This window comes from Luteimonas sp. A534 (assembly GCF_054072805.1).
Genome location: NZ_JBSVRR010000001.1, coordinates 200,887 through 213,558, shown reverse-complemented (window position 1 = coordinate 213,558; position 12,672 = coordinate 200,887). Strand labels below are relative to the sequence as shown.

General features: G+C 68.8%; 10 protein-coding genes. 4 read left to right on the top strand and 6 right to left on the bottom strand.

Going from position 1 to position 12,672, the window contains the following annotated elements; translation table 11 throughout:
* Positions 1 to 491 precede the first annotated feature (491 nt).
* Both ACW5F0_RS00970 and ACW5F0_RS00965 read left to right on the top strand, forming a co-directional pair.
* Positions 492 to 2,621, top strand: coding sequence for an HzsA-related protein (locus tag ACW5F0_RS00970; RefSeq protein ID WP_456964174.1), 2,130 nt, complete (start codon positions 492 to 494; stop codon positions 2,619 to 2,621).
* Positions 2,622 to 2,890: 269 nt separating this feature from the next.
* Positions 2,891 to 4,297 (top strand): TIGR03013 family XrtA/PEP-CTERM system glycosyltransferase, encoded by a 1,407-nt coding sequence (locus tag ACW5F0_RS00965; protein WP_456998845.1) that lies wholly within the window; start codon positions 2,891 to 2,893, stop codon positions 4,295 to 4,297.
* A gap of 25 nt (positions 4,298 to 4,322) precedes the next feature.
* Here the strand turns inward: ACW5F0_RS00965 and ACW5F0_RS00960 are convergent, their stop codons facing one another.
* Positions 4,323 to 5,255 (bottom strand): glycosyltransferase, encoded by a 933-nt coding sequence (locus tag ACW5F0_RS00960; protein ID WP_456964172.1) that lies wholly within the window; start codon positions 5,253 to 5,255, stop codon positions 4,323 to 4,325.
* On the opposite strand from ACW5F0_RS00960, the gene ACW5F0_RS00955 reads away from it, so the two are divergent.
* On the top strand, positions 5,236 to 6,255 hold the full coding sequence (locus ACW5F0_RS00955; protein WP_456998844.1) for a polysaccharide deacetylase family protein: 1,020 nt from the start codon (positions 5,236 to 5,238) through the stop codon (positions 6,253 to 6,255). The two genes, ACW5F0_RS00960 and ACW5F0_RS00955, sit on opposite strands and share 20 nt — an antisense overlap.
* 15 nt (positions 6,256 to 6,270) lie before the next feature.
* Here ACW5F0_RS00955 and ACW5F0_RS00950 read toward each other — a convergent pair whose 3' ends face one another.
* The 5 genes from ACW5F0_RS00950 to ACW5F0_RS00930 all read right to left on the bottom strand — a co-directional run bounded on the left by ACW5F0_RS00950 (position 6,271) and on the right by ACW5F0_RS00930 (position 11,657).
* Entirely contained in the window at positions 6,271 to 7,536 is a 1,266-nt protein-coding gene (locus ACW5F0_RS00950; RefSeq protein WP_456964170.1) for a PQQ-dependent sugar dehydrogenase, read from the bottom strand.
* A gap of 68 nt (positions 7,537 to 7,604) precedes the next feature.
* The gene (locus tag ACW5F0_RS00945; RefSeq protein WP_456998843.1) at positions 7,605 to 8,639 is read right to left on the bottom strand and encodes a hypothetical protein; all 1,035 of its coding nucleotides are present in this window, start codon (positions 8,637 to 8,639) and stop codon (positions 7,605 to 7,607) included.
* Between the two features lie 3 nt (positions 8,640 to 8,642).
* Positions 8,643 to 9,629 (bottom strand): NAD(+) synthase, encoded by a 987-nt coding sequence (gene nadE, locus ACW5F0_RS00940; RefSeq protein WP_456998842.1) that lies wholly within the window; start codon positions 9,627 to 9,629, stop codon positions 8,643 to 8,645.
* A complete protein-coding gene (locus tag ACW5F0_RS00935) occupies positions 9,629 to 11,128 on the bottom strand; it encodes a class I adenylate-forming enzyme family protein (protein WP_456998841.1) in 1,500 nt (499 codons plus the stop codon). The genes nadE and ACW5F0_RS00935 overlap by 1 nt, the downstream gene beginning before the upstream one ends.
* A 10-nt stretch (positions 11,129 to 11,138) precedes the next feature.
* On the bottom strand, positions 11,139 to 11,657 hold the full coding sequence (locus ACW5F0_RS00930) for an acyl carrier protein (protein ID WP_456998839.1): 519 nt from the start codon (positions 11,655 to 11,657) through the stop codon (positions 11,139 to 11,141).
* On the opposite strand from ACW5F0_RS00930, the gene ACW5F0_RS00925 reads away from it, so the two are divergent.
* On the top strand, positions 11,634 to 12,671 hold the full coding sequence (locus tag ACW5F0_RS00925; protein ID WP_456998837.1) for a PQQ-dependent sugar dehydrogenase: 1,038 nt from the start codon (positions 11,634 to 11,636) through the stop codon (positions 12,669 to 12,671). The genes ACW5F0_RS00930 and ACW5F0_RS00925 overlap by 24 nt on opposite strands.
* The last annotated feature ends 1 nt before the right edge of the window (position 12,672 follow it).

The following is a 12,672-nucleotide window of genomic DNA, read 5'->3' as shown; positions in this document are numbered from 1 at the left end:
ATCGTCGCCCACGGGATGATGCGACTGCCCGGACCGGGTCGTGGCGTGTCCGAACCCACCCCGCTCGACACGGTGTTTCCCGAGGCCACATCACGATATTCCCACCCAGCGCTTGACTCCCGGGCCGCATTCAGCGTGTAGTTCGCGGGACGACGCTCCTGTCGCCCATGCTCCGCGCCGTCTTGTCAGGGGAAAGACGACACGTTCGAGGGAGTCCACCCGCGCCGCGACCACGGCCCGGGCCGGCCACTTTCGATCGGGAGGAAGACAGGGACGCCGCCGACTTATCTCCGCGCAGGCGGCCCCAGGCGTTCCGGAAGGACTTCCCCATGACACCCGTTTTCCGCGTTTTATGCCTGCCGGCACTGGCCGGCCTGCTCTTAACCCTGGCCGGCTGTTCGGCCCAACTCCAACCAGACACCGCATCATCCGATGAACCGCCGCAAGCCGGCGTGACCCGAGCCACGGCTCCCGCGCCACCTCCACCTTCGATGGCAGGCGCCCCCGTCATCACCAGTGCCGTCACGAACCCCATCCTGTTCGTCACCCAGGTTCCCACGCTGGGCGGCGACCCGTTCGCCAGCCGACTGTCCACGTTTGCGAACCACCTGCCGACCATGAACTCGACGCTGCGCGGCGGCGACCTGATGATCCGCTACGCCAACGGCACGCTGCGCAACCTGACCCGGGATGCCGGCTACGGCATGGAAGGCCTGCAGGGTGCGAACGCCATCGCAGTGCGCGAGCCGACGGTCCACTGGAGCGGCACCCGCGCCATCTTCAGCATGGTGATCGGCGCGCCCACGCAGCGCTACGGGTCGACCAGCGGGAAGTGGCAGCTGTACGAGGTCACCGGCCTCGGGCAGAACCAGACGGCCAGCGTTACCAAGGTCGCCGGGCAGCCGGCCAACTACAACAACGTTTCGCCGCTCTATACGAGCGACGGCGCCATCCTGTTCACGTCGGACCGCCCACGCCTCGGGGAAGCCCACCTTTATCCGAACCTGGACGAATACGAAAGCACGCCGACCATCACCGGCATCTTCCGCCTCGATCCGTCCACGGGCAGCCTGACCATCCTCAACCACGCCCCCAGCGGGGTCTTCAGCCCGACCATCGACAGCTACGGCCGCGTCATCTCCACGCGCTGGGACCACCTGCAGCATGACCAGCAGCAGGATGGCTCGATCGACCTCGGCTACACCTTCGACCCGTTCAACTATTCCAGCGAGGCATCCAACGCCACCAGGCTCGGCCTGTTCCGCGACACGTTCCCGGAACGCAGGCAGCAGAACAACGGCCCATACGGGCGGGTCACGGGGCATACCTACAACCTTTTCACGCCCTGGCAGATGATGCAGGACGGCACTCACGAGCTGACGCTCAACCACATCGGTCGCCACGAGCTGGTGGGTGACTACACCTACCTGCCGCGCGCATTCATGGACGACAGCGCGCTGTCGGACAACGTCAACCTCGCCAACTTCGCCAACCGCAAGCACATCCGCATGGACGGCGGCATCTATCACATCCGCGAAGACCCGCTTTCGCCCGGCACCTACTACGGCATCTACGCCCGTGAATTCGCGGAGGGCAGCACCAACCAGATCGTGCGCTTCAACGGCGCACCGACGCTCAACGCCGAGCAGATGGTGATCACCAACGCCAGCCCCGCGCCCGTCACCGGCGGCCTGCCGGGAGGCCGCTTCCGCAACCCCTTGCCGCTGACCTCGGGGGACATGGTGGCCAGCTACACGCCGGACGCGACGTTCGGCGGCTCCTCGTCGCTGCGGCTGCACCAGCTCCAGGCCAACGCAGCGGGCATGTTCGTCGCCGGCACCGCGCTGACGCCCGGGATCAACAAGACGGTCTCGTGGTGGACGGACAGTGCGTCGCCACGCGTGTACAGCGGCCACCTCTGGGAGATCGAGGCCGTAGAGGTGGTGGCGCGGACGCCTCCGCCGGCGACGGCCCTCCCCGAGATCCCCGCGCCCGAGCGCGCGGTCCTCGCCGCCGAGGGCATCAACGTGGAAGCCTTGCGCGCCTGGCTGCTGAACAACGACCTGGCCCTGATCGTGACCCGCAACCAGACCAGCCGCGACCGCGCTGATACCCAGCAGCCATACAACCTGCGGGTCCCCGGGGGTGAAAGCACGACCCGCGGCAGCGGCCGGGTCTACGACATCGCGCACTACCAGATCGTGCAGGCGAACCTGGTGCGCGCCTACGGCAACAACATCAACGGGCGCCGCCCGGTCGCGCAGCCGATGTCGGTGCCGGGCAACCTGGCGAATCCCGGAGGCCCGGCGGGCAGCGTCAGGATCGCCGCCGACGGGTCCACCGCCGCCTTCGTGCCCGCACGGCGCGCACTGAGCTGGCAGACGGTCGATCCCGATGGAGAGCCGGTCGTGCGCGAGCGCGTGTGGCTCACCATGCAACCTGGCGAGATCCGGACCTGTGCCGGCTGCCACGGGGAGAACAGCCGCAACCAGGCCGGCGAGCCGGCCCCGGTCAACCAGCCGCAGGCCCTGCACGCGCTCATGCGCCACTGGAAGCAGACCCATGGCAACGGGCCCGACATCCGCCACGGATCAAGGCCGCTCCTTCCTCCGCCGACCTAGGGGCTCACGCAACCAGCCCGGGCCACCACGCCTGGGCTTTCTTGTCCGTGCCACGCCTCCGCCTTCCGGAATCCCGGCGGGGCCGGTCCGGATTGGACAGCAGTTCGCGTTCGATATGGACGAGGGACGAAATGGGCTGCACACGCAGTGCAGGCCGAGCGTCCCCGTTCATCCGGTTCCGGTTCGACGCAGGGGGGGAAATGGCCAGGGGAGAATCCAAGAGTCTGCCGCACACCATGCCGCTGGCAGAGGGTGCCCAGGCTGGCCGCATGCCGCGGCTGATGCGCGGCACCGCCGCACGCTTGCGCACGCTGATCGTGCTGTCCGAAGCGACGCTGCTCATCTGTGCGGTCTTCCTGGCCGTGTACCTGCGCTACATCGCGCACCCCGATCCATTGCAGACCTACGCCACGCTCTCCCTGCAGGCCGTGCGGGCAGGCGTGTTCGCCGCAATGATGATGCTCGGCATGACCGCCATGGGCATGTACCAGACCCATCTGCGGGACACCTGGTTCGGTGCGGTCGCACGCCAGGCGGTCGCATTCCTGCTGGGTACGCTGGCCCTGCTGGTGCTCTACTACATCGTCCCGACGGTGCAGATAGGCCGCGGTGTCCTGGCGCTGGCACTGACCCTCGGCTTCCTGCTGATCACCGCATTCCGCTTCCTGTCCGCACGCCTGGTCGATGTCGAGACGCTGAAACAGCGCGTGCTGGTGATCGGTGCAGGACAGCGGGCCGCGCTGATCGAGCAGCGCTTGCGCCGCCGCGCCGACCGCCGTGGCTTCAGTCTCATCGGCTACGTGCCCTACGGACCCGAAAGCCCTGCAGTGGATGCCGACAAGATACTCACGATCGGCGTCCCCCTGTCGCAATGGGCGGTGGCCCACCAGATCGACGAAATCGTGTTCGGCCCGGATGACCGGCGCGGCTCCCTGCCCATGGAAGACCTGCTGCAATGCAGGCAGGTCGGCATCAAGATCATCGACCTGGTGTCATTCTTCGAACGCGAAGCGGGCAAGATCAAGCTCGCCCTCGCGGATCCGTCCTGGCTGGTATTTTCAGGTGGTTTCAACGGCTCCCCGTTACGCATGCTCAGCAAGCGCGCGTTCGACATCTTCGTCGCGGTCGCGATGTTCGCGGTGATCTGGCCGCTCCTGCTCCTCACGGCGGCCGCCATCTGGATCGACTCCGGCCCGGGACAGCCGATCCTGTACCGCCAGGAGCGGGTGGGCCTGCTCGGCACCGCGTTCCAGCTGGTCAAGTTCCGCAGCATGCGCACCGACGCGGAGAAGGACGGCGTCGCCCGGTGGGCGGGCAAGGGCGACAATCGCATCACGCGCGTTGGACGGTTCATCCGGCGCACGCGGCTGGATGAGCTGCCGCAGCTGTGGAACATCCTCAGGGGCGACATGAGCATCGTCGGCCCGCGGCCCGAGCGGCCCGAGTTCGTGTCGGAGCTCGACGACTCGGTGCGCTACTACCGCCTGCGCCACTGCGTGCGTCCCGGGCTCGCGGGCTGGGCGCAGCTGCGCTACGCCTACGGGGCGTCGAAGCAGGATGCGGAAGAGAAGCTGAAGTACGACCTGTTCTACGTCAAGAACCACAACCTGCTGTTCGATCTGCTGATCCTCGTGCAGACGTTTGAAGTGGTGATCTTCGGGCGAGGAGTGCGCTGAGGCGGACCACGGGCCCGCGGCGTGGTCACCGCGGTAGCAGCGAGCGCAGCGTCCGCTTGCCGGCGCTCGGCAACAGGCGGAACAGTCGTCGCCGCAGCGCGCCGTCCGGCCCCAGCGCCCACGCCTTGCGTACAAGCGACCAGCCATCACGATAGCACCCGCGCCAGACGCAGCTCTCCGCGTTCTTGATGTAGGCGGTCGCCAGCGCCTGCCTGCGCAGGTCTTCGGGAACCCGACCGATGGCGGCCTCGGCCGCACGCTCCATCACCCGGATGTAGTCGACTTCCGTGGACGGCAGCGAAGAGAGTCCATCATGTCCCCGCAGTGCCCGGGCCAGCGGCGCGGCGACAACGCCGATCGGCCAGCGCGCGGCAACGCGCAGATGGAAGTCCAGGTCTTCGGCGGTGCGCAGGCCCTCGTCGAAGCCGCCGACGGTGTCGTACACCTCGCGCCGCATCAACACCGAGAGCGGAGCCAGCGCAGGGTCGCGCAGCACCCAGCGCAGCGCCGGTCCGTCGTCGGGAATCTGCCGTCGCCGGTCGAACACGTCGATGAGCGAGCCGTCCGGATTCACGCGGAGGACATTGCACAGCACCATGCCGATGTCCGGATGGGCCTCGAGGAATTCAACCTGGCGCTGCGTCTTTTCCGGCAGCCATTCGTCGTCGCTGTCGAGCAGTGCCAGGTAGCGTCCGCGTGCAAGTGCGAGGCCGCGGTTGCGGGCCGCCGAGACCCCTGCGTTGTCCTGGTACACGTAGACGATGCGTTTCCCGTAGCGATCGGCGAGGTATTCGCGCGTGCCGTCGCTGGAGCCGTCGTCGACGACGATGATCTCCTCGACCGCACGCGTCTGCGCAAGCACCGAATCGATGGCCCGTGCGATCAGGTCGCGCCGGTTCCAGGTCGGTATGATGACGGAGGTTTCGGGGATGTCGGCCATGGCGACGGATCTGGTCAAGCGTGCACTCTATCGCAGCGGCCTGCTGGGGTTGTACCACCGGCTGCGCAACCGCCGTGCGCTGACGGTGATCATGTTCCATCGCGTGCTGACCGAGCAGGATCCGCGCTGGGCATCCTGCGACCCCGACTACACCCTGGAAGCCGGCCTGCTCGAGCGCTGCCTGGCCTTCTTCGGCCGGCACTACAACGTGGTCTCCGCAGACGAGGTGCTGGCGTCGCGGCGCGACGGCACGCCGCTGCCCGACCGCGCCCTGCTGATCACCTTCGACGACGGCTGGGCCGACAACCACGCGCACGCCCTGCCCCGCCTCCGCGCGGCCGGCCTGCCGGCGCTGCTGTTCGCGGTGGCCGACGTCATCGACCGCAACGAACCCTTCTTCCAGGAGCGGCTGGTCGCCGCCTTCCGACTCGGGCGCGTCCGCGTGCCGGCCCTGCTGTCGGCGCTGGCCGATGCCGGACATCGTCTGTCTCCGGCTCCCGTGGATTCGATCGACGGCCTGCGCAAAGTCATCGCCGCCCTTGAAGCGCTGTCGCCGTCGGAGCGGACGCAGGTGCTCGCACCGTTCGCCGATGCCATGGATGACGGCGTGCGCCAGATGGTGACGGCTGACGAGTTGCGCGAGCTGGCGGCCGGTGGCGTCGCCATCGGCGTGCACGGCAAGACCCACACGCCCATGCCGCGCGCCGAGGACCTCGATGCCGAACTCGCGACCGCGCGCCTCGTGGTCGGCGATCACCTCGGCACCGGGGCACCGGTGACGATGTCCTATCCGCACGGCCGCTACGACGACGCCGTGCTGGCGCGAACGCAGGCCGCCGGCTATGAACTCGCCTTCACCAGCAACCCGGTGATGAACGCCATCGACGACAGGCCGTCATGGCTGCTCGGCCGCCTCGGCTTCGAGCAGTCGGGCATCATCGATCGCCTGGGGCGCTTCCGTCCGGACTGGCTGGCGCTGCACCTGTTCCGCGCGCCGCGACGACGGCTCGCCGCCTGAGTCCGGCCGCGACGTTCAGTCCGCGCCGCGGATGCGGTACAACCCCCCGTTCTCGTGGTTGACGAACCACACCTCGTTGTCCTCGCCCTCGCCAAACGACGCCACGGTGCCGTAACCGGGCGCGATGCCGCTGGCGATGGATTCAACCTCGAGCGTGCCGCCCTCGGACATCCTGCCGACCAGGAGTTCGCTCGAGCACGAATCCGAGAACACGTACGCCCCCTTGAGACCCGGAAGCGCGCCGCGGTACACGAGGCCGCCCGTGACCGCACAGCGGTCGTTGACGCCGCGATCGTAGTCGTACACCGGCGCGATGGTCCCTGTTTTCTCCGGACAGTCGGATGCGCCCGTTGAGGGATAGGCATGACTGCCCTGGCACGCGGGATAGCCCAGGTTCCCGCCGGCGGCCGCGGGGACCAGGCTGATCTCTTCGCGATCCTTGCCGACATCGCCGATCCACAGGTTGCCGTTGGATGCGTCTATGCCGAAGCGCCACGGGTTGCGCAGGCCATGGACCAGGATTTCCCCGCACTCGCCCCGCTGTCCGGCAAACGGATTGTCAGCGGGCACCGCATAAGGCGCGCGGCCCTTCTCGCCGCAGGCGTTCCCTGCCCCGGCAGCGCCATCGCGCACGTCGATCCGCAGGATCTTGCCGAGCAGGTTGTCGGTCTTCGATGCGTGGACATGATCCGCCGGTTCGCCGGTACCGGCGCCGATCGCCCAGTACAGCATGCCGTCGGGGCCAAAGTGGATGTCGCCGCCATTGTGGTTGCCGACCAGCCCCCCCACCCGCATCAGCAGATGCTCCTTGCCGTCGAAGCGGTTGGCGGACGGATCGGATGCCTGCAGCCTGTGCAGCACCAGGCCGTAGCGTTCACCCTCGATCGCGCCGCTGTAGGCGATGTACATCCGGCCGTTATCGCGGAACGCCGGATCGAAGGCGAGCCCGAGCAGCCCCTCCTCGATGTCTTCGGTTCTCACGGCACGCGTGTAGTACGGATCCGGCAGGAGAGTGCCGTCGCGGTCGAGCACGCGGATGCGGCCTTCGCGCTCGAGCACGAACATGCGCCCGCTGCCGTCGCGCGGGCTGGCCACCGCAGTGGGAAACCGCAGGCCTTCCCTGACGACCTGTTCGATCCGGATGCCGCCTCCACCGCCACCGACTGTGGCCCCGATGGCCGCGTGGCCCGTGGCCGTTACGGTCGTCGGCGGCGGGGCGGATTCGGCGCAGCCGGGCGACAGTGCGGTGAACACAAGCAAGGCGGCAAGTCTCGCGTCCATGGGTCCTCTCCGTGCGGCACTGCGGATAGCCGCTCCATCATTGCATCATGTGGGTGCCAACCTGGCCGCTACTCGTCTTCGTCGGCCGCGGTCAGCCACAGCTGGTCCGCCGTGACCGTCTCCAGCGACGCTCCGGACGGGCGCCAGAACACCGGTCGCGCCTCGCGTGCGGCAAACCCCTCCGCATGCCAGCCGCCGCCGGCGGCCGCGGCACCGAGCTCGATCGAAACCGACGCGTGGCCCGCCGTGCGTGCGCTGCGCAGCAGCGTTGCGACTTCCGCCGTGGACGGGCCGGCCACGCCGCGGCGCGACCAGAAGTCCTGCACATACAGGACGTTCCCGCGCGACTCGCAGGCGAACCAGGCCAATACAGCTCCATCGGCATCGCGCAACACCAGATAACGCACATCGATCAAGGGCGACTGGTCGAAACGCCAGCTCAGGAACGTCAGGTCGCGTATCGCCACCGGACCGTCGCCGGCATGGTCGGGAGACCACAGCGCGGCCAGCTCGGCGTCCGCACGCTCCTGCCACTGCGCGCGCAGCCCTGCGCCACGCGCCCGCAAGCGCAGGCGATCGAAGGCATCCAGCATCCATCCCGCGGGCGCAGCAAGCAGCGCCGGCACCCGCCGGCGCGCATAGTCGCCATGGCGCAGCATGCGCGCGTGCCGCACCAGTTTGCAAAGCGGTATATAGCCGACGCGCTTGAACACGGCGGCAGCCTTGGGATTGGGGAATCCATAGAGCAGCTCGAAGCGCTTCGCGCCCGCCTCCATCAGCGCCATCTGCAGCGACAGTGCCGGCCACAGGGAACGGTGCGCGGGCAGCACGGTGAGGTCGACCAACACGCCCGCGCGCACCTCGCGGCCGCCCAGCAGCAGGTGTCTCGGCGCGGCGCTGGCAACGCCGACCCATGCGCCGCTCTGCTCGTGGCGCAGCAAGAGCGTCAAGGGCGCGCCGTAGGGACAATGGCGATAGAACCAGTCGTACTTGCGTGCCATCCGCGCCTCGTCGCCGAGGTTGCCGCGCCACAGGCCGAGGATGAGCTCGCGATCGCGCTCGACGTCGGCTTCGTGGACGCTGTAGGCAGGCTCCGTGGCCATGCATCAGTGCCCGTGGGGTTCGGGCACCGGGTCGACCAGCACCGGTGGCCGGTGCAGGTACGCGGTGGTCCGGCGCTTGGCGCGGATATCGTCGTAGATCGCCTGCGCCTGCGCTTCGCCCAGGCCAAGCGCCTCAGCGAGTTCCCCCGCGGGGCGGTCGTGGTTGAGCGCCCACAGCGCTAGGTCCATCTGCGCATAGGGCAGCGCGAAGTAAAACTCGTCCTGCCCCTGCGCCAGCGAGTAGGTATCGGTGGTGGGCGTGGCCGAGGTCACGCGCTCCGGCAGGCCGAGGAACCGTGCCATGCCATACACCTGGCTCTTGTAGAGGTGCGCGATCGGCTTGACGTCGGCCGCACCGTCGCCATTCTTGACGAAGAACCCCTGGTCGTACTCGAGCCGGTTGGGCGTACCGGTCACCGCGTAGTTGAGCCGGTCGGCATGGAAGTATTCGAGGGTCTTGCGGATGCGCTGCTTGAAGTTGGTGGCGGCCACGATGGTCAGGTAGGCGTCGAGCGGCAGGTCCTGCTCGTGGCGCGTGCCGGCCGGATCCTCGGCGACGATGCGGAAGCGGTTGATGAGGCCCTGCGTGCCTCCGGCGATGGCGATCTTGAACTTCCATCCCTCGCCATAGGCCGGCAGCACCGCGCGCACGGCGGCGTCGCGCGCTTCGTAGCAGCCGATCGCGGCCAGCGCCGGCGCGATGTCATGGGTCTGCACCCGCACGCCGAGGTGCTGCGCCAGCAGGTTCGCGCGCACGGCACTGTCATCGCTGGAATCGCGCTCGGGCAGGATCAGGCAGAAGACCCGCTCGGGCCCGAGCGCACGCACCGCCAGCGCCGCGCAGGTGGTGCTGTCGATGCCGCCGGAGATGGCCACCACCAGTCCCCGCCGGTGCAGGTCGCGCGCGACGATGTGGCGCAGGCGCTGCGCGATGCGATCGGCCTCGGTCGCGTAGTCGAGGTCCAGCACGGTCGAATCAAGCGTGGTCATCATGTTCCCTGTGTCAATGCCGTGCGCCGGATCTTTCCGGACGCGGTCTTCGGCAGCTCCGCCACGAAGGCGACCTGCCTGGGGATCTTGTAGCCTGCCAGCCGCTTCCGGCAGTGCGCCTTGACCGCCATCTCGTTGGGCGCATCCCCGTCCCTGACGAGGAACGCGGCGACCACCTGGCCCAGCAGCGCATCGTCGAGCCCGGTGACCGCCACCTCGCGCACGCCCGGGAGTTCGGCGATCACCTCCTCCACGTCTTGCGGATGCACGCGGTGGGCACCGGTCTTGATCATGTCGCTGCGGCGGCCGGCAAGCCAGAGGAAGCCCTCGGCATCGAGGTGCCCGAGGTCGCCGGTGCGCAGCCAGCCGTCGACCAGGACGGCGGCGCTTGCCTCGGGGGCGTTCCAGTAGCCGGTCATGACGTTGTCGCCGCGGGCCCAGACCTCGCCGCCTTCGCCCGACGCGGCGTCGCTGCCATCCTCGCGCCGGACCCGGATTTCGACGCCGGCGATCGGCGTGCCAACGGAGCCCAGCTTGTCATCCAGCCGCTCGGGCGCGAGCCGGGTCAACCGCGCACTGGCCTCGGTCTGCCCATACATCACGAACAGCCGCGCCTGCGGGAAGGCTGCACGCACCTGCCGGGTGAGAGCCGGCGCCATGGCGCCTCCGGCCTGGGTCAGGTAGCGCAGCGACGACAGGTCATGCTCATCCATGCGGCCGCGATCGAGCAGCAGCGCGAACGTCGAGGGCACGCCGGCGAAGCCGGTGGCACGTTCGCGCGCGAGCGCTTCGACGATGAGATGCGGGAACACGAGGTTGTCCTCGAGCACCACCCTGGCGCCGACCGCGAGGTGCGTATGCAGCACCGACGCGCCATAGGCGTAATGGAACGGCAGCGCGCTGACCGTGCTGTCGTGCGCGGCCAGCTGCAGGTAGTCGATGATCGCGGCCGTGTTGGCGGCGAGGTTGCGATGGCTCAGCGCCACGCCCTTGGGTGCGCCGCTGGTGCCGGAGGTGTAGAGGATCGCAGCAAGCATGTCGGCGTCGGGCATGGGGACATCCACGCCCGCGCCGCTTTCCGCGGCGGCAAACGCGTCGGCCGCCGGCGCCGCAGCCGACGCGGGGACCAGCGTGGCGACGCCGGCGTCGCGCGCCGCGTGCTCGGCGTCGGCATGTCCCTGTGCGTGCACCAGCAGTCCCGCGCCGCTGTGCCGGAGCCAGGACGCGAAGTCGCGTTCGCGCGCCTGGAGGTTCAGGGGCACGACCGCTGCGCCCGCGCGCCAGATGCCGTACCACGCAATGACGGCCTCGATCCCGTTGGGGAGGGCCAGCGCGACGCGATCACCCGGCCGCACGCCACGCGCGCGCAGCGCACCGGCGAACCGCAGCGCCTTGGCGTGCAGCTCGCGGTAGTCGATCCGGCGCGGGCCGTGCTGGATCGCCGTGCGCGCCGGCATTGCCGCCGCGGTGTCCTCCAGGCGTGCGACCAGGACCTGCATCGTGGCCCGCTCAGGCAGCCAACTGGCCGTCGAGATAGCGATCGATGGCCCCGAGGCTGTCGAAGTTGGACGGAGTCATGTCCTCCGGAGGAACCCGCACCGGCCAGCTCTCCTCGATGAAGCCGATCAGCTCGAGGATGCCGGTGGAGTCGACGATGCCCTCCCGGATCAGGGAGGTATCATCGCTGAACGCGGATTCGTCGTCGGTGAAAAGGAAATTACCGAGGATGAACTGCTTGATCTTTTGCCGCCGGCCCATGTGTATCGATTCCCTCGTTCGAGCAGATTGATGAAGCTTCCAGATCCGCGCGCCAAGCATCTTGGCTCCACGCGCGCCCTGCGTGCCGGCATCGCCGTCGGAGGCGCTTGCCTCCTGCTTGCTCTTGCCGCATGTGGAATTGAACGGGATCCGCAGAGTGGTGAGGACATCGTGTCCGCGCCGCGCAGCCTCGGCGATGCGAAAACCGAGGTCCTGGAAGGCGAGCACGGCAGCTTTTCCGTGCGCGTGCTGGCCGAAGGTTTCGTGCATCCGTGGTCGCTCGCCTTCCTGCCCGATGGCGACATGCTGGTGACCGAACGCCCCGGCCGGCTGCGACGGATCAGCCCGGACGGCGTGATCTCCGCCCCGCTGGCGGGCGTGCCCGGCGTGTTCCTGCAGGGCCAGAGCGGCCTGCTCGACGTGGTGCCCTCGCCCGGCTTTGCCGAAGACCGCCTCGTCTACCTGAGCTACGGGGAGCCGAACTGGCGCGGCAACAAGGGCGGCACCACGGTCGCGCGCGGGCGGCTTGGCGAGCGCAAACTCGAGGGCCTGGACGTCGTGTTCCGGCAGGAACCGAAGCTGTCGAGCGGAAGCCACCTGGGCTCGCGGATCGTGTTCGACGACCAGGGTTTCATGTACGTCGGCACCGGCGACCATCGCTCCAGCAGCACCGCGCAGCTGCTTGACCACCTGCAGGGCAAGGTGGTGCGGCTGCGCCCGGACGGCGGCATCCCGGACGACAACCCCTTCGCCGGGCAGCCAGGCGCGCGGCCGGAAATCTGGAGCTACGGCCACCGCAACATCCAGGGCATGGCCCTGCACCCGGTCACGCGCGCGCTGTGGATCCACGAGCACGGCCCCATGGGCGGCGACGAGATCAACGTTCCGCTGCCGGGCCGCAACTACGGCTGGCCGCTGGCGACCCATGGCCTCGACTATTCGGGCCAACCGGTGGACGGGGCGATCGGCGCCACCGCCGAAGGCACCGAGCCGCCACTTCACTACTGGCAGGTCTCTCCTGCGATCAGCGGCATGGCGTTCTACAGCGGTGACGCGTTCCCGCAGTGGCAGGGCAACCTCTTCGTCGGCGCGCTGGCCGGACAGGCGCTGATCCGCCTGGAGCTCGACGGCGACCGCGTGGTGCACGAGGAACGCCTGCTGCAGGGCCGCCACCGCATCCGCGACGTGCGCACCGGGCCGGACGGCTTCATCTACCTGCTGACCGACGGCACCGACGGCAAGCTGTTGCGGCTGGAGCCCGCCGAGCCTCCCGCCACCCTGTAGG